We start from the raw sequence: 21,826 nt of genomic DNA on the forward strand, positions 1-21,826 counted from the left end.
ACGCCCTTTTGTTATTTTGTACGTATTTACCGCAAGTGAGTTGTCTTTTTGGGGCGTATAAATTAAGCGTCCTTCGTGGTTTTATACGCCCCTGAGGTAAAAAAAGAATTTTTTTATTGTATATTTCTTTACGGATGTGTGAAGGAGTAAAAAATGAGACATTTGGGATTTTTGGCCCTGGCCTTCACAGCATTCCTTGTCGCCTGTGGTGACGACGCATCCTCTAGTCCGGTAGACAATCCGGTTTCTTCCAGCATTGAAATAAGCAGTTCCGACGAAGCCACGCCGGAGTCGAGTTCCAGCAGCAGTTCCACACTGTCGTCATCCTCGGCGGAGCCTGCCCTGAGCTCAGCCGAAGGGATCGAGGATCTGTCGAGTAGTTCTGCTAAATCTTCGGCAGATATTGCCTTTGGCACCCTCACGGACGAACGCGACGGCAAGACCTACAAGACGGTCGTCATCGGGAAACAGACGTGGATGGCTGAAAACCTCAACTATGAATCGAGATACAGCTACTGCTACGAAGACAAGGCCGAAAACTGTGCCAAGTATGGCAGGCTCTACACGTGGAGCGGTGCGTTGGAATCGTGCCCTGCGGGGTGGGGTTTGCCTTCGCTAGAAGAATTCCAGATCCTCCTTGCTGCAGTAGGCGGGCAGGCCATTGCAGGGAAGGTGCTCAAGTCCACCGAAGGCTGGAAAGACGGCGGCAATGGTACGGACGAATACGGCTTCTCCGCGCTCCCCGCAGGCTACATGCAAGAAGACTCGACGTTCCACAATGTGGGGGAATATGCCCAGTTCTGGAGCACTTCGGGAACAACCTGGGTGTATCAGCTGGAAGCTACCTTCGACAATGATAGTTCGTTCCTGTTCAGTGTCTACAAGGAATTCGCTCTTAGTGTCCGCTGCCTCAAGAGTGCAGGCTCTACGAACGAGGTCAAGGCGACGCCCTGCAAGACTGACAGCACGGATACCTGCGAATACGGCTCGGTGAAGGATGATCGCGACGGGCAGACGTACAAGACCGTGAAAATCGCCAATCAGTGGTGGATGGCGCAGAACCTGAACCTCGAGACAGAAAACAGCTACTGCACCGCCGATTCTATATGCGCCAAGAACGGCCGCTTCTACACCTGGGGCGCCGCCATGGACAGCGTCGGCAAATGGTCCGAGGGGGGCAAGGGATGCGGTCTTAATAAAACCTGCTCGCCGAGTTATCCGGTGCGGGGCGTTTGCCCCTCCGGCTGGCACGTGCCCAGCAAGGATGAATTCGAAATCTTGCGGACGCTTGTTGGCGAATCCGGCCCTGCAGGTACGTTGCTGAAGTCAGTAGACGGCTGGATTGGCGGATTTGTGAATAAGACCGGTGGCCTGATTGTCTATGATAGCCTTGCGACTAACGGCAAGGGCACGGACAACTTCGGGTTTACGGCCTTGCCTACCGGTTATTGGGACGAAATAGTCATGCAGGACAATGGTTTTGTCACGACGTTCTGGAGTTCCTCTGAATACGAGCCCAGCAGGGCAACTCTGCTGTATTTGTCGGCTCTCATGGAAAATACGATGATAGACAGCGGCTCTAAGGGCTCTGCGCGTTCCGTCCGCTGCGTAAAGGATGCTGACTAGCGAGTGCCTTAGTTAGAGCCGAACCGCCCCTGCCGGTCGAGGGGAGGGGCCTGTGGAGTTCCTGTCACAAAAAACATGTTTTTTTCGTCTAGGACTAGTCCTCCGGGGCTATTTTTAGTAAATTTGACGCCAGCAAAGCACCACCCAGAAGGTGGCTAGCAATTTCACAATAAACAAAAGGATCCAATAATGGCTCTCAAACTCGGTATCAATGGTTTCGGTCGTATCGGCCGTATGGTCTTCCGCGCTGCTGTGGAAAACTTCTCCAAGGACATTCAGGTTGTCGGTATCAACGACCTCCTCGACGTCGACTACCTCGCTTACATGCTGAAGTATGACTCCGTGCACGGCGCTTTCAAGCACGACGTTTCTTTCGAAGGCAACTTCCTCATCGTCGATGGCAACAAGATTCAGGTGTTCGCCGAAAAGGATCCGACCAACATCACTTGGGGTGCCCTCGGTGTTGACGTTGTCGTGGAATCCACTGGCTTCTTCCTGACCGACGAACTCGCTCGCGCCCACATCAAGGCCGGTGCCAAGAAGGTCATCATGTCCGCTCCGTCCAAGGACGCTACCCCGATGTTCGTTTACGGTGTGAACCACCAGACCTACGCCGGCCAGGACATCATCTCCAACGCTTCCTGCACCACCAACTGCCTCGCCCCGATGTCCAAGGTCCTCAACGACAAGTTCGGCATCAAGCGTGGCCTCATGACCACCGTTCACGCTGCTACTGCTACGCAGAAGACCGTCGACGGCCCGTCCAAGAAGGATTGGCGCGGTGGCCGCGGCATCCTCGAAAACATCATCCCGTCTTCTACGGGTGCTGCTAAGGCCGTGGGCAAGGTTCTCCCGCAGCTCAACGGTAAGCTCACCGGTATGAGCCTCCGCGTTCCGACCTCCGACGTTTCCTTCGTCGACCTCACTGCCGAACTCGAAAAGCCGGCTACCTACGAAGAAATCTGCAAGGCCATGAAGGAAGCTTCTGAAGGCGAACTCAAGGGCATCCTCGGTTACACCGACGAAGCTCTCGTCTCTACCGACTTCCGCAACGACGCTCGCACTTCCATCTTCGACGTCAAGGCTGGCATCCAGCTCGACCCGACCTTCGTGAAGGTTTGCGCCTGGTACGATAACGAATGGGGCTACAGCAACAAGGTTTGCGAAATGGCCCGCGTCATCACCAAGTAATTGATTTCGGATAAGCGCTAGTGGCGCGGATGTAACGGCCTTCGGGCAACTTGATTTCCGCGCTTCCGCTTGAAACTTTTACAAGAAGCCCCGCTCAATCGAGCGGGGTTCTCTTTTTTATTGAAAGCGTGTTCCCGATAAACTATATTTTAAGATATGAAGTATAGATTTCTTGCTCTCTTGATTTCGTCGGCGTTTATGTTTGCTGCTTGCGGCGACGACAGTTCTTCCACTTCTGTTGACCCATCTTCCGAAGAATCTTCTTCTATAGCAATTCCTGAGGGAACCCGCATCGCAAAACTGGAAGACCTGCTGAAGAATATGGAACTCAAGCTGTTTGACCAGACCGTTTACCTTTCTACTGGCCGCAAGCAGGGGCTTATGGCTTTCCGCATTCCGGACGAATTGTGGGTGGTCACCTATACGGATTTTGCCGATGGCGTAGTGAGCATTGAAAAGGGCAATAGCGGCGTGCAGTATAGCGAAACCGATGCCGCCAAAAAGATTGTGGAAAAAGTGAACGAAGGCTTCAAAATGTCGTTCGTTGTCGATGCGGAAGACAGGATTCTCTATTCCGTAGATGGCTCGGACTATAGCGAAGCCATCAAGGCCAGCGTCGCGGTTCAGAAGGATAAACTTTCCAAGGCCGATTCAATCCAGAATAAGATTTACGAATGCTCTGACGGCGATTCTACGAAGATTTTTAAATTCCTCGATAGTTCGTACGCCTATGAAACTTCGGCCGGCGACAATGTGGTGAACAAGCATGAAGGTCACTACGATATCCAGCGCTCCACGTTGCTGATGCTCCCGTTACGCGAAGAGGATGCATCGCTTTCGATGTTCATCTATTCTGTGGGTACCGACAGCACGATTACCTCACAGGCGGGCGAGTCCATGGATTGCACGATTAAGGATGTCGAGTAAGCTTGGCTGAACCTTGAAAATTGAAAAAGACCTGCTTGTGAGCAGGCCTTTTTTGTACTTTCGCAGCGCTCAAGCGCCAATTGAATTACAGCTTCATATCGGAGAGGCGCGTGTGTTCCACAGCATCAAACTCTTCCTGAATCTCTTTGCTGGGGGCCTTGGTGCAGAGGCTCACGATCACGATGGTCGCAAAGCTAAGCACGAATCCGGGAACGAGCTCGTAAATCTGGAAGATTTCGGCGGAGAAACCGGAGAGGTAGAACTTCCACACGAATGCAGTAATACCGCCGACGAGCATGCCTGCGATGGCGCCCGGAAGCGTGGTACGTTTCCAGAACAGGGCAAGGAGCATAATCGGGCCGAAGCAGGCGCCGAATCCACCCCACGCGAAGCTTACGAGGCTCATTACCACGTCGAGGAAACTCTTGCCCTGTTTAGCGCCTTCGGCGCCGGGCGCTCCCTGCATGGCGACAATGACGGCAATGACGGTAATAAGCACGACCACGCCGCGGCTCACCCACATGACTTCCTTGTTGCTCGCATTCTTGCGGAACAGGTGCTTGTAGAGGTCGTTACTGAAGGCAGACGCCGAAACCAGCAGCTGGGAGTCGGCGGTACTCATGATGGCGGCAAGGATGGCAGCCATGAGGATGGCGGCGACAGCCGGATGGCAGAGCGTCTGGCAGAGAATCATGAAGATGCGTTCCGGGTCGGCGACGGTAATGCCGTTCGCTTCCACATAGTAGCGGCCGAGGATTGCAATCATGATGGCGGCACCGAGGCAGATGGTGACCCAGGTCATGGCGACGCGGCGGGAGAACTTGATGTCTTCGGCGTTCTTGATGCTCATGAAGCGCACCAGAATGTGCGGCATGCCGAAGTAGCCGAGGCCCCAGGCGAGGCTAGAAATCAACGCAATCAGCCCGATGGACTTGCCGGTGGTAGCGTTCGTGAACAGGCTCATCAGGTAGGGATTCTGCGCGTTCACCGCATCCATGGTGGCTGCAAAACCGCCCGAGCCAGCCATGATAATCGAGGGAATGGCGATGACGGCAATGAGCATCATGGTCGCCTGGATAAAGTCGGTCCAGCACACGGCGAAGAAACCGCCCATGAAGGTGTAGCTCACCACGACGACCGCACCGATGATAAGGCCGGTGGTGTAGTTCATGCCGAAGATGGTGCCGAACAATTTAGCGCTCGCCACAAAACCCGAAACCGTATAGAACAGGAAGAACGCGAGAATGAAAATCGAGGCGATGACGCGGATGATTCCCTTGTTGTCGCGGAAGCGGTTCGCAAAGAAGTCGGGGAGCGTGATGGAGTCGCCGCAGAAGTGGCTGTACTTGCGGAGCCTGCGGCCCACGATTTTCCAGTTGAGGTATGTGCCGATCACGAGACCGATACCGATCCATGCTTCCGAGAAACCGCTCACGAAGATAGCGCCCGGGAGGCCCATCAAAAGCCAGCCGCTCATGTCGGAGGCCTGTGCGGACATCGCCACGACCCACTTGTTCATGCCGCGGTTGCCGAGGTAGTAGGCGTTCAGGCTGTTCGCCTTGCGTGAAAAGTACGCCCCGATGCCGAGCATCATGAGCAGGTACAGGATAAATACAGTCAGAACCATGTTTTGCTCCTTTTTTTCCGAAAGATAAATAAAAAATGGATAACATTTTTTTACCTGCCGATTTTGGATGTGATTATGCTTACAAGAGTGGATGGATGTGGCCTTTCCGAAAGAGCGATGACCGATTTTGGATATATTTTAAAAGGATATTTTTTTATTATTTAAATGTGAAGTTGAGCCGAACGGTATGTCGCTATACATTTCTGTAAACATGCTTTGCGCCGTAATGATCATCATCCTGATGTTCATGGTACATCGTGGCGTAATGCATGAGGCAGACCAGAAGACCTTTTTCAACCTTTGCTTCCACACACAACTGCTTTTTTCACTAGATGTTTTCTGGGAACTCCTGGATGGATCCGCTTTTCCTGGTGCCAGGGTCCTGAACTACATTGTCAATGCGGCGTATTTCGCCCAGTGTGGCATCCTCTGCTACTACTGGAGCCAGTATTCCCTATTCCTTTCGGGGAGTTGCCGCTTCTCGGGTACATTCTACAAGGTGCTATTCGCCTTGCCGATGGCCGTCGAGGTGGTGCTATCGATTGCTTCCGTCTGGACGGGCTGGTACTTCACGATTGATTCGGCGAACCATTATCACCGTGGTGACTGGCTCTTTATCCAGGTCACTGTTATGTTTATCTACCTGGTCTATTCGCTGCTTGTGGCGGTCTTTACAATCAAGCGCCAGCGCGACGTGGTGAACAGGAACAAACTTTATGCGATTTCTGCTCTCGGGTTCCTCCCGTTCTTTTCGCAGGTCTTGCAGGCCCAGTTTCCCGGCGTGTCGGTGTTTTGTACCGGTGCGACTCTCGGACTCCTCATCGTATTCTTGGAAATCCAGCGCGAAATGATTTCCCTGGACCCGCTGACGCGCCTCAATAACAGGAACCAGGCTAGCATCTACCTAAGTTCGCGGTTCAAGCAGGACATTCCGGGCAAGAGACTCTACCAGTTTATTATCGACTTGGACAAGTTCAAGGGCATTAACGATACCTACGGCCATATGGAGGGGGATAATGCTCTTGTAATTGTATCTACAGTGCTAAAGCTCGTCTGTGGCCCGCGCGGACACTTTATTTCACGCTATGGTGGAGACGAGTTTGTCGTTTTTGCGAATCTACCGAACAATGCGGCTGCCGATGAGCTTTGCCGTATGCTCGAGAAGAAACTTTCGGACTATTCGAAGGCGCTCCCGTATACGCTTGCGATGAGCATAGGGTATGCAGCCCTTAGGGATGGCGAAAAGGAAGAAGAACTCATGAGCAGGGCAGATGCTTCGCTATACGAAATCAAGAAACGGAAACATGCGGAACGGTAACAGAAATGGATATGTTCAGTTACATAGAGACTAATTTGTTCTGCATCGCGGTTCTCGTGGTAATGCTTATTGCGCTCCGTACTAGCCTGAGTCGCCTTACGAACCAGACTATCCTTACGCACGTGTTCGTGATGCTCATTTGCATGCTGGTTCTGGATACGCTAAAGCTTTTACTGAATGGAGTGTATTTCACTGGTTCGAATTTGCTGACTTGCTCCTTGGCATCGGTTTTCCATGTCATTACCGTATTGCTCTATTTCCAGTGGCTACGCTTTGTGGGTTACAATATGCAACTCCGTTTTTGGCGCGACCGTCGCCTGATGACTCTGATCGCCTTGCCTGGAGTTTTCGCCATTGCGCTCGTGGCAGGGAGCATCAAGTTTGGTTGGGTTTGGAGCGTTGATGAAAATAATCTGCTTTCGCGTGGCCCTTATTATCCAGTATATATCACATGTTGCGGCATCTATATGGTCTTTGCCTGCATTCTGGCTGGGCATCGTATTCCGCTTAAGCGGTATTTTTCGGACCGAGTCCTCTATACCTCGCTTGCCATGTTCGGACTTTTCCCGCTGATCGGTTTGTCTTTTGAACAGACCACCGATTCGGCGCCTTATTCCGTGTATGCGATGGTGCTTTCCGTCTTGCTCGTGTTCCTGGAAATGCAGTCCCGCATGATCTCGACGGACCCGCTTACCAAGCTCAACAACAAGAACCAGTTGAATTCATTCCTGGATTCAAAAATTGGGCAATATACCGAGAATCGCAGGGTCTACCTCTTTGTGCTGGACCTGGACAAGTTCAAGGGAATCAACGATACCTACGGACATACCGAGGGCGATAGCGCGCTGAACATGGTGGCGGATGTGCTAAAGCGTGTTTGTGGTCCGATGGGCTGCTTTATCTCTCGTTTCGGGGGTGACGAGTTCAATCTGGTCGCCTTCCTGGCTAGCGATGCGGATGCGGAATCCCTCAGCAAGACGATTAAGGACGACTTGGCGAGGACATCTGCTTCGCTTCCGTATTCGCTCACCGTGAGTATCGGGTATGCGGCAAGCCGTGGCCGTTCTGAAACCGTGGTGGACTTATTTGCGCGCGCCGATGAGGCGCTGTTCGCTGAAAAGAAGGCGAAACACTAAAATGCGGCCAGTGTTGACTGGTCGCATTAAATTTTTACTTGTCATGCCGGGCTTGTCTCGGCATTGCTGTTGTTAAACGTCGCCGACTTCGCCGGTCGCCACAAAGTTGCGGACGGCTCTTGTGATGCGCATTGAACAGAAGTTCGGCCCGCACATGCTGCAGAAGTGGCTTGCCTTCGCCTGGCTGCCGGGGAGCGTCTTGTCGTGGAATTCCATGGCCTTTTCGGGGTCCAAAGAAAGCGCAAACTGGTCGTTCCAGCGGAAGTCAAAGCGGGCGCGCGAAAGGGCGTCGTCGCGGAACTGCGCTGCAAAGTGCCCTTTCGCAAGGTCAGCCGCGTGAGCGGCGAGCTTGTAGGTGACCACACCGGCGCGCACGTCGTCGCGGTCGGGGAGCCCGAGGTGTTCCTTCGGTGTCACGTAGCAGAGCATCGCGGTGCCGTACCAGCCGATTTGTGCCGCGCCGATGGCCGACGTAATGTGGTCGTAACCGGGGGCAATGTCAGTGGTGAGTGGGCCGAGCGTGTAGAACGGGGCTCCGTGGCACTTTTCGAGCTGGCGCGCCATGTTGTCCTGAATCTTGTGCATGGGCACGTGGCCCGGGCCTTCGATAATCACCTGCACGCCGTATTCCCAGGCAATTTTCGTGAGTTCGCCGAGCGTGTCCAGTTCTCCGAACTGGGCCGCGTCGTTGGCATCGGCGAGGCTTCCCGGACGCAGACCATCGCCCAAGGAAACGGCAACGTCGTAGGCGGCGAGAATCTCGCAGATTTCGCGGAAGTGCGTGTACAAGAAGTTCTGCTGGTGGTGGCGCATCTGCCACAAGGCAAGGATGGAACCGCCGCGGCTCACGATACCCGTGGTGCGCTTGGCGGTGAGCGGAATGTGCTCCAGCAAGAGGCCTGCATGGATGGTGAAGTAGTCCACGCCCTGTTCCGCCTGCTCGATGAGCGTGTCGCGGTACAGTTCCCACGTGAGTTCTTCGGCCTTGCCGTTCACCTTCTCGAGCGCCTGGTAAATAGGCACAGTCCCTATAGGCACGGGACTGTTGCGGATAATCCATTCGCGCGTCTCGTGGATGTGCTTGCCGGTGGAAAGGTCCATCACGGTGTCGGCACCCCAGCGCACGGACCAGGCCATCTTCTCGACTTCTTCTTCGATCGAAGAGGTAATGGCCGAGTTGCCGATGTTACTGTTGATTTTCGTGAGGAAGTTCGTACCGATAATCATCGGTTCGCATTCCGGGTGGTTGATGTTCCCCGGCAGAATCGCGCGGCCCGCGGCGATTTCGTCGCGTACGAATTCCGGCGTAATGGGGGAGCCGGCGAGTTTGATCTTGCCCTCGGCCATCATCTCGTCAAGGCGCTGGTTTTCGCGGATGGCCACGTATTCCATTTCCTTGGTGACAATACCCTTGCGGGCGTAGTCCAGCTGCGTCAGGTGGTGCCCGGCCTTCGCGCGGAGCGGGTGGTGTTCCGCATTAAAGCGCAGGTGGTCGAGCTCATGGTTTGCGCGACGGGCGCGGCCATAAGCAGACGTCATGTCGTCGAGCTGTTCGGCATCGCCACGTTCCATAATCCACGGCTCGCGGAAACGCTCGATACCCTTTGTCACGTCCAGTTTTGCATCCGGATCGCTGTAAGGGCCACTTGTGTCGTACACTGGGACTACGGGCGTCTCGGGGTCTTCGGTCAAAATTTCGCGCATTCCCACGCGGATGTCCGGGTAAATCTTGCCCGGAACATACACCTTGCGGGAATTCATAAATGGTTTAAGTAGAGAATCCATCAGTTCCTCAATTTTTACGCCCGAAATTTAGAAAAAAATGGACTAGTGAAGGACAAATACCGCGATAAACGCTAGCGCAGCAATGACTGCCGCAATTGTGCCGATAATTCCACCGAAGCCGTTCTTCTTTTTTGCGTAGGGGCTGTCCGGGGCGTCGCCGAATTCATTCTCCAAAATCTCATCATAATCCGGCGTTTCGAGGTCGGTAAACTCTGCGCCTTCCTTCCAGCCGGTGTCGGCATCGCTCCCGCAGTGCGGGCAGAACGTGGCATCGTCTTTCAATTCAGAGTGGCAGTGAGGGCAGTACATAATTGATGATTGATAATGGATGATTGATAATGGATGATTGATGATGGATGATGGGGGATGATATTGTCATGCCCGCGCAGGCGGGCATCTCCTTTACTGCATTATAAGTTTTAAGTGCAGCTTCTTTTCTTCTTCGGGGATGATGTCTTCGAGCTTGCCTGTATTGATGTTGTAGCGGTAGAAAAACTTTTCGTATTTATGAGATTTGGGGCTTTTTAAGTTCATGACTTCAAAAATCAGGATTGGATTGTTCCTTATCAGATAATAGTGTTTTATCTTCATGTCAGGAATCTTGACGACTTTTGTTTCCTGAGAATCGATGTCATAGAGATAAAAATCACTGTTGTCGTCATAGTTCAGGAAGCCGTCTTCATTTGAATCAACCCTTGTCCCGATATATGCCAGATAGCGCTTTTTCCCAATTCGAATATAGTTGAGTTCCCAACCGGTAAATCTTTCGTTTATCAATGTTTTGTGAATTTTCTCTATTGATTTTTCGTAAACGAGATTTACAAACAATTCATTGCTAAACACTTTGAGATACGTTGTATCTGGTTTCTTTTCCGGTTTATTTTCTCCGTCTATCGAGAAACTTGACGAATTGTCACTGTCGTCAAAAATCACTTCATCAACTACGGCTTCGTTCAATCTGAATCGTTCCGTGTAAGGTTCCGGCTTTTCCATAGTCCTTGCAATTACGGGAATGACGAATTCCTGCGATTCATTGTCCAATACGTACATATTCTTGTACGAAATGTATTGGTTATATTCTTTTTCCTTAGCGTTTTTTGCCGCTTTGTCTTGCGATATGACTCCGTTGTTTTGATCGTATTTCGCATGCCTTTCCGGTAGCACTTGACAAACCATCATGAAAGCAAAGATGCTCATGGTGATGAAGGTGGGGACTGAAATAATTGCAAACGCAATTCGATTGTATTTTTGAAGCTTGCTCATATAAGTGAATCTATAAAAATAAATCAGCCGTAAAGGTAAAAAAAGAAAAACCGCGCGGTTTAACCCGTGCGGCTTCTAAGTTTTTTGCTTTGTTTGCACTTTCCCGTGAGCAACAAAGCCCTCGGGTGTTAGCCGAGGGCGGTTGCGAGAGCGAGCGCTTGCCGGAGTAATTTAATATCCTAGTGAAGCGCGAGCGGTCTCATTAGAGCTTGTTGTTAGAACCAAGAACGTCGACGATCTTGTGTTCGTACATCTTCTGCATGTTTTCGCGAGCCGGCTTGAGGTACTGGCGCGGGTCGAAGTGTTCCGGATGTTCGTCGAAATACTTACGGATAGCGGCAGTCATGGCGAGACGGCTGTCAGAGTCGATGTTGATCTTGCAAACAGCGGACTTGGAAGCTTCGCGGAGCTGTTCCTCCGGAATACCGACGGCATCCGGGAGCTTGCCACCGTGGGCGTTGATGGTGTCAACTTCGTCCTGCGGGACAGAAGAAGAACCGTGGAGCACGATCGGGAAGCCCGGGAGCTTCTGTTCGATGGCGTGGAGCACGTCGAATGCCAGGGGAGGCGGAACGAGCTTGCCAGTCTTCGGGTCGCGAGTGCACTGTTCCGGCTTGAACTTGTAAGCACCGTGGCTGGTACCGATGGAGATAGCGAGGGAGTCGCAGCCCGTACGGGTAGCGAAGTCGATCACTTCTTCCGGCTTGGTGTAGTGGGATTCTTCAGCCTGGACTTCGTCTTCCACACCGGCGAGCACGCCGAGTTCAGCTTCGACGGTCACGTCGTGCTGGTGAGCGTATTCAACAACCTTCTTGGTGAGGGCGATGTTGTCTTCGTACGGAAGAGCGGAACCGTCGATCATCACGGAAGAGAAACCGTTGTCGATGCAGTCCTTGCAGAGTTCGAAAGAGTCACCGTGGTCGAGGTGGAGCACGATCTGCGGATTGGCGCAGCCGAGTTCCTTGGCGTATTCAACAGCACCCTGGGCCATGTAGCGGAGGATGGTGCCGTTGGCGTAGTTGCGGGCACCCTTAGAGACCTGCATGATCACCGGAGACTTCTGCTTCACAGCAGCCTGCACGATGGCCTGCATCTGTTCCATGGTGTTGAAGTTGAAAGCCGGGATAGCGTAGCCACCCTTAACAGCCTTTGCAAACATTTCCCTGGTGTTCACCAGGCCGAGTTCCTTGTAAGAAACTGCCATTTGTTTTACCTCTTGATTCTTTGGCGACTTGCATCGCCGGTTAAAAGTTACGGGGCTAAAGATAGCATTTTCACCCTGTTTTGTCCACCAATTTCGTCGCCGTTCCGCGCATGCCTGTCCGATTTTCTTGTTTTTACTTGCGCGCCTTGCTGGAGGAATGTATATTAGTGGAGGTGTCTGGTTTTAAGGAGTATCTATGCTTTTCAAGAGAAGCCTGCTAGCGGTGTCGGCCATTGCCTTTATGGCGGTATTTTCGCATGCCGAGGTCACCTACACGCTCCACAAGTCCGCGAACCCGACTGCCGACGAGCAGGACGCCTACAAGCGCATTACGGCCGTGATGGATTCGGCGGTCAAGCTCTACAACACCTACTCTAACCTTTCGAAGTTCATCAACGTTTACTACGCGCCGGGCGTACCCACAGCCGAGGCCAGTAGCAACGGCGACCTCCGGTTTGGAGAGAACCGCAGTTACATGGTGGTGCCCACGGCCATGCACGAGATGGGTCATACGATGGGTATCGGTACGACCCAGGAATACTGGGATGTATGCAAGGATGGTGTTTTCAGGAACGACAAGGTGCAGGCGAAGCTCCGCGAACTGGACAACGACCCGACCAAGGAACTCCATTGCGACTCCCAGCATATCTGGCCCTATGGCCTGAACCAGGCGAGCGAAGCCAAGTCCGAAAAGGACCTGATTAACCATGTGATTCTCGTGGAGACCATTTACCAGCAGCTGTTCAAGGTGGCGTTCTTCAAGGAGGGGAGGATCAAGTCCCTCTCCGAGAGAAAGTGCATGGGCATAACCGCTGACAACGCGCTCGAACTGATGGACTGCTCCGACAATGCGACGTTCGTGAAGATTTTCTCGGTGGGCGACAACCCCGTTACCTACTATGTGCAACTTGGCTCGCGCGTCATCGACATCCCGAACGAGTCGACTGCGGCGGGCGTGAAGGCCTCTACCTATGGCTACAACGGTGGGGCTCACCAGCGCTACGTGTTCGAAGATGCGGGCGTGAACACTCCGCTCACGTTCTTCTTCAAGAACGCCAAGAGCGGGCATTATTTGCAGGCGGTGGGGAATACTGTGGTGCAGAACCCGAAGAAGAATTCCGACGACTTCATCTGGCAGATTATCGAGGACGAAGCTCAGGACACCTCCAAGGTCGATACGAGCGTCGTAGATACGGGCAAGACGGATTCCGCCGGCGATACATCGTCCGTGAAGATCGTGCGCCTGCGGGATACGCGTGTGGACCTGGCTCCGGCAAGGACGTTCGACCTCAAGGGCAGGAGCATCGGCAGGCAGCCCCTCGGCCGCAGCCGCAATACGCACAGGGTCCTTTTCAAGAAGTAAAAACGGCTCATTGCCTGACAATGCAAAAAGCCCGGCTAAAAAGCCGGGCGAAATTTTTGTTTGTTTTAGCGATTACACACCGAAGGCGGCGTCGGCAGCGGCGGCGTTTTCGGCCACGGTTTCCGGGGCGGCGGATTCAGCTGCTGCGGCTTCTGTAGCGGCGAGCGCTTCTTCAGTCACGTCGTTGCTCGCCTTTTCGCTCATGGAAAGCTTGCCTTCCTTGAACTTGTACATGGCGATGGTGGTGGGCTTCTTGTTGAGCTGGATGTAACCCTGACCGGCCTGGTTGTTGAGGAAACGGGCTTCGTGTGCCATCATGACAACGGCACGGAAGACAGAGCCTTGACATTCCTTGCTAGCATAGATATCGTCAAGATAGACTCTCTGATCGGACATCGGGGTACCTCCGAAAAATTTTAGAAGAGGGAGAGGGATTCGAACCCTCGTTACCGTAAAGTAAACACGCTTTCCAAGCGTGCGCCTTCAACCACTCGGCCATCCCTCCAGGATGTGAGGCCAAATATAGATTGATTTCTATCTCTTGTCAACCGATTTTGGCCATTTTTCGCATAAAATTTAGACTTTTTTGCGAAAATTATGAAAAATTATGGTTTCTTATTTCAATTCGTCCCAGACGACCTGCATAAGCGGTTCGAGCGTCTTGGGGGAGAAGTCGAACTTGATGTTTGCGGCCTCGAAGAGCTCCTTTACGGGGCGGCTGCTGCCGAGACTTTCGGCCTTGAAAAGGTCATCGATGGCCTTTTTTGGGTCTTTTTTGAAGTTCGCCCACACCTGCAGTGCCCCAATCTGGGCAATCCCGTACTCGATGTAGTAGAACGGACACTCGAAAATATGGAGCTGTTTTTGCCAGAGGTTCCTACGGACGGCCTCGAGCCCGGTGTAATCCACGCCGGCGTCGTAGCGGTCCATGATTTCGTCCCAGATGTCACTGCGGTCTTCCGCCGTATGGGTGGGGTAGTTGTAGAGCCTGTGCTGGAAACTGTCGACGCTTGCCACCCACGGGAACAGCCAGACGACGTCTTCGAGTTCGCCGAGGGTACTGCGTTCGATGGCTTCCTTGTCGTCGCCGTAGAAAGGCTTCAGGTTCGACATGCCGATGAGTTCCATGCTCATGCTCGCCACCTCGGCAAATTCTGCTGGAACGTCGCGGTACGGGAAAATCGGCTGGCCCGCAAGTGCAAACTGGTGGAAGGAGTGGCCGGATTCGTGCAGGAGCGTGTAGATGTCGCGGTCCGTGCAGGCGGAATTCATGAAAATGAAGGGGAGGCGGCTCTCGTCAAAACCGATTTGGTAGCCACCCGGAGCCTTACCGAGCCTGGAATCCGGGTCGATAAGCTTTTTCGCCTGCATCTCGCGGGCCCACTTGCCTGCCTGCGGGTGGATGCTTTCGAATATCTGGTCCACTTTCTCGATAAGTTCATCGCCGGAAGTGTAGGGCTTGAGCGGTGCGCGGTTCTGCGGGTCTACGCTCAAATCCCAAGGGCGGAGGCGTTCAAGGCCCATTTTCTGGGCGCGGCGCCTGTACATTTCCTTCTGCATCGGGAGAACGAGTTTCTCGATGCTCTCGTGGAAGGCCTCGCAGTCGGCGGGGGAATAGTCAAAGCGGTGCTTCGCAAGGAATATATAGTCGATAAAGTCCTTGCAGTGGGCGTTCTTCGCAATCTTCTTGCGGAGCGAGAACAGGTTGTCGAACGATTTGTCGAGCGCTTCCTTGTCCTGGAGGCGGCGTTCCCACATCGTGCGCCAGGCGCGTTCACGGAGTTCGCGGTCTGTACGCTCCATGTAGGTGGCCATCTGCTGCATGGTCTTCGTTTCGCCTTCGAATTCCACGCTCATGCCGCCGGTAATCTTCTGGTATGCCTGGATTTCCTTGTTTTCTTCGGTCTCGAGCGGAATATTTTCGGGGGAGAACAAATCAAGTGAAACCTGTACGCCCTTGAACCATTCACCAAACTCGCCCTTGAGCGCATCCTTTGCCGGGTGTGCCACGAGTTTCTTGTTCAGTTTGTCGTCGTACTCGTTCATCACGGGCTGGATATTTTCGACAAAGTCCTCGTATGCCTTGGCGGCCTTCTCATCGGCCGTATTGCAGGTCATCGCCACGTAGCGGCGGCAGCTGACTTCGCCGAGCACGGATTCAAGTTCGCTCCAGTCCAGTATCCACTGGCGGAGTTTCTCGGAATCAACCGGTATGTCGCGTTGCAAAAGGGATTGGTAAAGGGCGGCGACGGCTCGGCTGTCGTCTGGATTCAAATCATTGGGAACAAAGTTGCGGTTCATATTCTCTCCTCTAGAATTTTATCGATCCGACCCAGTCGCTTAGAATGCTGTTCAGTACGGACTGCCGTAGGCTATCTTCGAGCGCGACAAGTTCTTCATGCGGGATGTTGTGCCGGATGTTGAAATCGAACGGAACGGATTCGCCTTCTTGCTCAAGTGCGACGACGAGCACTCCCTTGGCATTCAGGCCGGTAATATCCTTGAGCTTGAAAATCCTGTTGTCGATGGGGAAGCTGGTGGAAAGCCGCACCTTCGTTATACCGGGCGCAAGGCGTGTAGAATCCTTGAGCTGTAGCGGCAATTCCATGAGCGAATCCAGGTTTATGCTTGCCGTGAAATCGCGCAGCCAGAGTGTGTCCTGTGCGGAATTCCTGACATCCAGGACAATTCCGAGGTGTGCGCTGCCGACGTCAATCTGGATGATTCCCTTGGCGATGTTCTGCACGAACGCGACGACATTCGGGTTCGGCAGGAGCCCCCCGACAATCGCTCCGCCCAGCTGTTGCATGATGTCGGGGTTGACCGAGACGGAATCGAGCGTCATTTCGCTGAATTCGACCTTTGTCTTGGAAAGGATATCTGCTGCGGAAAGTTTTCGCGCCATGGCGCAGCCCCCGATGGCAAGGACAACGCCGAGAATTGCTACTACGGCGAGCCATGCCCAAGTATTCTTCTTGCAGAAAGCCTTTCGGAGGTTGCGCATGTCGTTCGGTCCTTTACTATTCGCCGAGGCAGTTGTCCATCGCGGCGATAATCTTCTTCTTGTCCATGTGTTGGCCGATGAATACGAGACGGATGATGCGGTCGCCGTATTTCTCGTCCCACACCTTCACCAGGTCGGGATTTTCGCGCAGCAGGCGCTTCTGCTCCTCTTCGCTTTCGCTAGCGAACCAGGGCCCGAAATTCTGTGCGGAAGCCTGCTTGCCGGCCTGCTCGAACAGGTAGCTGTTGTTGCGTTCGTCCTCGAACCACACGAGGCCCTTGGTGCGGATGATGCTCGTGGGGTAGTTGTCAAGGAACGTCTCGAACTTGTCGCGGACAAGCGGACGGCGGCGTTCGTACACGAACGTGCTGATGCCGTACTCGTCGCCGTGCGGATGGTCCTTGTCGTGGTGGTGGCCGCAGTGGCACACGCCGTGCTCGTGGTCGCAGTGGCTATGGTCCTCGTGGTCGTCATCATGGTCGTGATGATGATGATGCTCATGCTCGTCGTGGTCATCATCATGGTCGTGGTGATGATGCTCGTGTTCGTCATGGTCATCACCATCTTCGTTTTCGGGCTTCGTCTCTTTCATGAGTTCCTTGGCCCAGGCGGCAGAGTTCCCGACCTTCTCGAAGTCGAACTGCTTGGTGTCGAGGATATCTTTCATCTCGACCTTGCCGTAGTTGGTCTCGATCATCTTGGCTTCGGGCTGCAGCGCGCGGACAACCGCCTTCACGTGCTCGAGGTCGTTCTTGCTGATGGAATCGACCTTGTTCATGATGATTGTGTTGCAGAATTCGATCTGCTGGATAAGCAGGTTCGCGATGTCTTCTTCTTCGATGTCCTTGGCAAGCAGCTTCTGGCCGCCTGCAAATTCATCGGCGAGGCGTGCCACGTCCACCACGGAGACGATGTTGTCGAGGTGACAGGCGAGGGGGCGACCGTCGCGGCTCTGCAGCTGGCTACCCGCCATGCAGATGGTCTGCGCGATAGGCACGGGCTCGCAAATACCGCTTGCTTCGATGAGGATGTAGTCGAACTTGTTCATCTCGAGGAGTTCGGCAATCTGTTCCAGGAGGTCGGTCTTGAGGCTGCAGCAGATGCATCCGTTGGAAAGCGGCACCACCTTGCCGGAATCTTCCTTCGTGATGTTCCCGCCCTTCTCGATGAGCGTCTGGTCGATGTTCACTTCGCCGATGTCGTTCACGATGACAGCGACGTGGTAACCCTGCTGGTTGTTGAGCACAAAGTTCAGGAGGGTCGTCTTTCCGGCTCCGAGGTAACCGGTGAGCAGCGTTATAGGTACAGATTTCATTTTTATATCCTTCGGATGAAAGTTTTTTTCTTTAAAAAAGGCCGCAGGCCCTGGAGCCGACGACCTGGATTACGTTTTGCGCGAACAGCGGTCGCCTTGTGAGCGACAAGTGCCTAGTATTGACTAGGCGCGGTCGCGAGAGTGAGCGCAGACCGGAGAATAAATCCCCGAGTCTAGCGCAAACGGTCTCATTACAGTTCCGGCTGCTTGCCAGTGAGGCGCACGAAGATCTCTTCGTACTTCGCGAGCGTGTTCTTCACGACGTCTGCCGGAATTTCCGGACCCGGGTAGGTCTTGCCCCAGTCGAGAGTTTCGAGCCAGTCACGGACGTACTGCTTGTCGAAGCTTTCCTGGTTCTTGCCCACCTGGTACTTGTCTGCCGGCCAGTAGCGGCTAGAGTCCGGAGTCAGCACTTCGTCGATCAGGATGGTTTCGCCGTCAATCTCACCGAATTCGAACTTGGTGTCAGCGAGGATGATGCCCTTGGAGGCAGCGTAGTCGCGGGCCTTCGTGTAGATGTCCAAAGACATGTCACGGAGAGTCGTTGCGACCTTTTCGCCAACGATATCGAAAGTCTGTTCGAAGCTGATGTTTTCGTCGTGGCCAACGTCGGGCTTGGTGCTCGGCGTGTAGAGCGGCTTTTCGAGCTTCTGGCAGAGCTGCAGGCCTTCGGGGAGGACATGACCGCAGATCTTACCGGTCTTCTGGTAGTCCTTCCAGCCGGAACCCACGATGTAGCCGCGCACGATGCATTCCACGGAATGGCGGTGGGCCTTCTTCACGATCATGGAACGGCCGCGGAGGTAGTCGGCGTGCTTCTTGAGTACTTCCGGGTATTCGTTCACGTCGGCGGTGATGAGGTGGTTCTTCATGCCGAGGTGCTGGAACCAGAACAGCGAAAGCTGGTTGAGGATTTTGCCCTTACCAGGAATCGGGGTGGGGAGCACCACGTCAAAAGCGGAAAGACGGTCGCTGGCGACCATCAGGAAGCTGTCGCCCAGGTCGTACATGTCGCGTACCTTGCCCTGGTGGAACAGCGGAACTTCGGTAATGGGAGTATCAAATTTTAAGCTCATAGTGAGCCCAAATATAGCAAAAATCAATTAAAATTGCTAAATTTGCCCCCGTCAGGGCCTATCATCCAGGTAGGTTCCTAGTCCGGCACGCCAAAGCGCCTGCCGATAAAGGATTATAAAATGGCAAAGAAAGTTCAGGATGCCCTCAAGGACATCATCTCCCTCTGCAAGCGCCGCGGTTTCATTTTCCCCGGCTCCGAAATTTACGACGGCCTCGCCAACACTTGGGACTACGGTCCGTATGGCGTGGAACTGAAGCGCAACATCAAGAACCTCTGGTGGAAGAAGTTTGTTACGAGCCGCCAGGATGTGCTCGGTCTTGATAGCTCTATTCTTTTGAACCCCCGCGTCTGGAAGGCCTCTGGCCACGTGGGCAACTTCTCCGACCCGCTGGTCGACTGCCTCGCTTGCCACGAACGTTTCCGTGCCGACCAACTCTTGGAAGACAAGCTCGGCGAAGGCTGCTGCGCCGGCAAGAACTTTGACGAAGTCCACCAGATGATGATGGACAATAAGATTGAATGCCCGACCTGCGGCAAGACCGACTGGACCAAGCCCCGCGCATTCAACCTGATGTTCCAGACCGAAATCGGCGTGATCGAAGGCGAAGGCAACAAGGTGTACCTCCGTCCGGAAACCGCTCAGGGCATCTTCGTCGACTTCAAGAACATTGTCGATAACGTCCGCCCGCGCATCCCGTTCGGTGTGGGCCAGATTGGTAAGTCCTTCCGTAACGAAATCACTCCGGGTAACTTCATTTTCCGTACCCGCGAATTCGAACAGATGGAGCTGGAATTCTTCTGTGAACCGGGCACCGAACTTGACTGGTACAACTTCTGGCGCAAGTACTGCTTCGACTGGCTCGTGAACGACCTCGGCGTGAACAAGGAAAAACTCCGCCTCCGCGAACATGCCAAGGAAGAACTTTCTCACTACTCCAACGGTACCACCGACGTCGAATACGAATTCCCGTTCGGTTGGGGCGAACTCTGGGGTATTGCCAGCCGTACGAACTACGACTTGACGCAGCACCAGAACGAATCCAAGGTCAAGCAGGAATACATTGACCCGGTGCAGAACAAGCGCTACATCCCGTATGTGGTGGAACCGTCCCTCGGTGTGGAACGCCTGCTCCTCGTGCTCCTCTGCGACGCCTACGACGTGGAAAAGCTCGAAAACGACGAACGTACCGTGCTCCACTTTGATCCGAAGATTGCTCCGGTGAAGGTCGCCGTTCTCCCGCTCGTGAAGAAGGGCCAGGTGAAGGCCAAGGCCGAAGAACTCTACCAGAAGCTCCTCAACCGTTGGAACGTGGAATACGACGAAACGCAGTCCATCGGTAAGCGCTACCGCCGTCAGGACGAACTCGGCACGCCGTTCTGCGTGACCGTCGACTTCGACACGGTGGGCGAGGGTGAATCCGATCCGGCAAAGCTCGGCTTCGTGACCGTTCGCGAACGCGACTCCATGAAGCAGGAACTGGTCAAGATCGACGAACTCGAAGCTTACCTCTCTGCTAAGCTCGGTTGTTAAGATTCCCTTTGGAATCCTTCCTAGAAATACGTAAAAGGGCCCGGAAACGGGCCTTTTTGCATTTTTGCTCTTGCGAATAAACTTGTAAAAGGTATATTTAATTATCATGAAGAAGAAAAGTCTTTTAGCAATGATTTCGGTGCCGTTCCTGTTTTTCCAGGCGTGCACTACCGATGCTGGTTACGACCCCAGTAAGGACTACAGCAATAAAGAGGCATCTTACAAGGTTGAAGATTTGTATGAAATGCCCTATTGCAGAAAAAATCTTGAATCTATGGTTGTTTATGCCGAATGGGAAGGCTACGATTTCGTGTGTAGTGAAGGCTTCTGGGTGAAACTTCGCCACAATGAAAATGGCTCTAAACTCGACGATCTTCCCGAGTCGTATTATTCCAACGACAATGACGGAGACGATGATAATGGCGGAAACAACAGCGGACTGGATTACCAAACATCCACGATGACGGATTCCCGCGACGGTAAGACATACAAGACTGTCACCATCGGTAACCAGACCTGGATGGCCGAGAACCTTGCCTATAAGACCCTGTATAGCTTTGAATATGATTGGCCCATCGATGATATGAAAATGGGATTGTTCTACGATTGGGATTATGCCGTATATGGAGGTCTCAACAAGAGAGATATCTGTCCGAGCGGCTGGCACTTGCCTTCGAAGAATGAGTGGAGCCAATTGATTGAACATGTCGGTGGCAAGGAGTATGCTTTTAACCTTAAATCAAAAGATTATTGGGATTACGAATCCGGTGTTACGAGTGGGGTCGACAAGTATGGTTTTTCTGCTGTTCCGGCTGGTTACAGGGAAGACGGTCAGAATTACATACAACAAGGCTATAGCTTGGCCGCATTCTGGACAAGTGACGGCTATGATGGGGGAGAAACCTATGCATATGCCTGCATGATGTCTTCTGCTAGCGATAAAATAACCCTGCCGACGGAACAGATTTATAGTTACCTCAACGTGCGCTGCATAAAGGATTAGACAGCCATGAGATATTTTACACTCAGTATTCTTGCGCTATTGATGTTCCTTCTTACATCGTGTGCTTCCGTGCCTTATACCATGACCGGAACGCCCAAGAACCCGAAACCGCTGGATCCATCGGTAGAGGTCGTTGTAGTGAATGCGAAATCGGTACCAGTGCTGCCATTTGATTACACCTATCTGGGCACAATCGAGACGGAGGCTTCCGTGGGTTGCTCAACCGGAGGTACGGTAGAACAGCTTCGCCAGATGGCCCGCGAACTTGGCGCGAACCTTGTTTATGTCAAGAAGGTTGATACCGGCATAGCCTTTGTTTATACGGGCATCGTGATGATGTCGTCACAATGCCTTACCTTGCTTGCTGACTTTATCTATGCGGAATCTCCCCTGATTACCAAATGGCAAGAAGAGGACAAGAAAGCAAAGGCCAAAAAAGAGGGTAAGGAGTAAGG

General features: G+C 53.2%; 19 protein-coding genes and 1 tRNA gene. 9 read left to right on the top strand and 11 right to left on the bottom strand.

What is annotated here, in order from left to right; translation table 11 throughout:
• The first annotated feature begins 153 nt into the window (after window positions 1–153).
• The 3 genes from B7994_RS05225 to B7994_RS05235 all read left to right on the top strand — a co-directional run bounded on the left by B7994_RS05225 (window position 154) and on the right by B7994_RS05235 (window position 3,744).
• Window positions 154–1,626: a fibrobacter succinogenes major paralogous domain-containing protein gene (locus B7994_RS05225; protein WP_088637414.1), complete on the top strand. Its 1,473-nt coding sequence runs from the start codon at window positions 154–156 to the stop codon at window positions 1,624–1,626.
• A 189-nt stretch (window positions 1,627–1,815) separates the two neighbouring features.
• On the top strand, window positions 1,816–2,817 hold the full coding sequence (gene gap, locus B7994_RS05230) for a type I glyceraldehyde-3-phosphate dehydrogenase (RefSeq protein WP_088637415.1): 1,002 nt from the start codon (window positions 1,816–1,818) through the stop codon (window positions 2,815–2,817).
• A gap of 156 nt (window positions 2,818–2,973) precedes the next feature.
• On the top strand, window positions 2,974–3,744 hold the full coding sequence (locus B7994_RS05235) for a hypothetical protein (RefSeq protein WP_088637416.1): 771 nt from the start codon (window positions 2,974–2,976) through the stop codon (window positions 3,742–3,744).
• A gap of 85 nt (window positions 3,745–3,829) precedes the next feature.
• Here the strand turns inward: B7994_RS05235 and putP are convergent, their stop codons facing one another.
• Window positions 3,830–5,371 (bottom strand): sodium/proline symporter PutP, encoded by a 1,542-nt coding sequence (gene putP, locus B7994_RS05240; RefSeq protein WP_088637417.1) that lies wholly within the window; start codon window positions 5,369–5,371, stop codon window positions 3,830–3,832.
• 211 nt (window positions 5,372–5,582) lie between these two features.
• On the opposite strand from putP, the gene B7994_RS05245 reads away from it, so the two are divergent.
• Window positions 5,583–6,689 carry a GGDEF domain-containing protein gene (locus tag B7994_RS05245; protein WP_158213080.1) on the top strand — a complete coding sequence of 369 codons (1,107 nt, stop codon included), beginning with the start codon at window positions 5,583–5,585 and terminating at the stop codon, window positions 6,687–6,689.
• Window positions 6,690–6,694: 5 nt separating this feature from the next.
• Window positions 6,695–7,825, top strand: a complete 1,131-nt coding sequence (locus B7994_RS05250; protein ID WP_088637419.1) for a GGDEF domain-containing protein — start codon at window positions 6,695–6,697, stop codon at window positions 7,823–7,825.
• A 72-nt stretch (window positions 7,826–7,897) separates the two neighbouring features.
• Here B7994_RS05250 and thiC read toward each other — a convergent pair whose 3' ends face one another.
• From thiC to B7994_RS05270, 4 genes are all read right to left on the bottom strand, one after another.
• Complete coding sequence (gene thiC, locus B7994_RS05255) at window positions 7,898–9,610, bottom strand: phosphomethylpyrimidine synthase ThiC (protein WP_088637420.1); 1,713 nt, start codon at window positions 9,608–9,610, stop codon at window positions 7,898–7,900.
• 42 nt (window positions 9,611–9,652) lie between these two features.
• Window positions 9,653–9,919 carry a zinc-ribbon domain-containing protein gene (locus tag B7994_RS05260; protein ID WP_233143057.1) on the bottom strand — a complete coding sequence of 89 codons (267 nt, stop codon included), beginning with the start codon at window positions 9,917–9,919 and terminating at the stop codon, window positions 9,653–9,655.
• Between the two features lie 93 nt (window positions 9,920–10,012).
• On the bottom strand, window positions 10,013–10,873 hold the full coding sequence (locus B7994_RS05265; RefSeq protein ID WP_088637422.1) for a hypothetical protein: 861 nt from the start codon (window positions 10,871–10,873) through the stop codon (window positions 10,013–10,015).
• A gap of 202 nt (window positions 10,874–11,075) precedes the next feature.
• Window positions 11,076–12,077, bottom strand: coding sequence for a class II fructose-bisphosphate aldolase (locus B7994_RS05270; protein WP_072797481.1), 1,002 nt, complete (start codon window positions 12,075–12,077; stop codon window positions 11,076–11,078).
• Between the two features lie 196 nt (window positions 12,078–12,273).
• Between B7994_RS05270 and B7994_RS05275 the strand changes: the two genes are divergently transcribed.
• On the top strand, window positions 12,274–13,440 hold the full coding sequence (locus tag B7994_RS05275; protein ID WP_088637423.1) for an RICIN domain-containing protein: 1,167 nt from the start codon (window positions 12,274–12,276) through the stop codon (window positions 13,438–13,440).
• A gap of 72 nt (window positions 13,441–13,512) precedes the next feature.
• Here B7994_RS05275 and B7994_RS05280 read toward each other — a convergent pair whose 3' ends face one another.
• The 6 genes from B7994_RS05280 to B7994_RS05305 form a co-directional block, all read right to left on the bottom strand.
• The gene (locus B7994_RS05280; RefSeq protein WP_144063762.1) at window positions 13,513–13,836 is read right to left on the bottom strand and encodes a hypothetical protein; all 324 of its coding nucleotides are present in this window, start codon (window positions 13,834–13,836) and stop codon (window positions 13,513–13,515) included.
• Window positions 13,837–13,860: 24 nt separating this feature from the next.
• A tRNA-Ser gene (locus B7994_RS05285) sits at window positions 13,861–13,945 on the bottom strand.
• A 110-nt stretch (window positions 13,946–14,055) separates the two neighbouring features.
• Window positions 14,056–15,741 (bottom strand): M3 family oligoendopeptidase, encoded by a 1,686-nt coding sequence (locus tag B7994_RS05290; protein WP_088637425.1) that lies wholly within the window; start codon window positions 15,739–15,741, stop codon window positions 14,056–14,058.
• A 10-nt stretch (window positions 15,742–15,751) separates the two neighbouring features.
• The gene (locus B7994_RS05295; protein WP_088637426.1) at window positions 15,752–16,444 is read right to left on the bottom strand and encodes a hypothetical protein; all 693 of its coding nucleotides are present in this window, start codon (window positions 16,442–16,444) and stop codon (window positions 15,752–15,754) included.
• A 16-nt stretch (window positions 16,445–16,460) separates the two neighbouring features.
• On the bottom strand, window positions 16,461–17,759 hold the full coding sequence (locus tag B7994_RS05300) for a GTP-binding protein (RefSeq protein ID WP_088637427.1): 1,299 nt from the start codon (window positions 17,757–17,759) through the stop codon (window positions 16,461–16,463).
• A gap of 191 nt (window positions 17,760–17,950) precedes the next feature.
• Window positions 17,951–18,835: a phosphoribosylaminoimidazolesuccinocarboxamide synthase gene (locus B7994_RS05305; RefSeq protein ID WP_088637428.1), complete on the bottom strand. Its 885-nt coding sequence runs from the start codon at window positions 18,833–18,835 to the stop codon at window positions 17,951–17,953.
• 120 nt (window positions 18,836–18,955) lie between these two features.
• On the opposite strand from B7994_RS05305, the gene B7994_RS05310 reads away from it, so the two are divergent.
• The 3 genes from B7994_RS05310 to B7994_RS05320 all read left to right on the top strand — a co-directional run bounded on the left by B7994_RS05310 (window position 18,956) and on the right by B7994_RS05320 (window position 21,824).
• On the top strand, window positions 18,956–20,368 hold the full coding sequence (locus tag B7994_RS05310) for a glycine--tRNA ligase (protein WP_073192198.1): 1,413 nt from the start codon (window positions 18,956–18,958) through the stop codon (window positions 20,366–20,368).
• Between the two features lie 106 nt (window positions 20,369–20,474).
• Window positions 20,475–21,371: an FISUMP domain-containing protein gene (locus B7994_RS05315; protein WP_088637429.1), complete on the top strand. Its 897-nt coding sequence runs from the start codon at window positions 20,475–20,477 to the stop codon at window positions 21,369–21,371.
• 6 nt (window positions 21,372–21,377) lie between these two features.
• Window positions 21,378–21,824, top strand: coding sequence for a hypothetical protein (locus B7994_RS05320; RefSeq protein ID WP_088637430.1), 447 nt, complete (start codon window positions 21,378–21,380; stop codon window positions 21,822–21,824).
• Window positions 21,825–21,826 lie beyond the last annotated feature (2 nt).

Source organism: Fibrobacter sp. UWR2 (genome assembly GCF_002210285.1).
Classification (GTDB): Bacteria; Fibrobacterota; Fibrobacteria; order Fibrobacterales; family Fibrobacteraceae; genus Fibrobacter.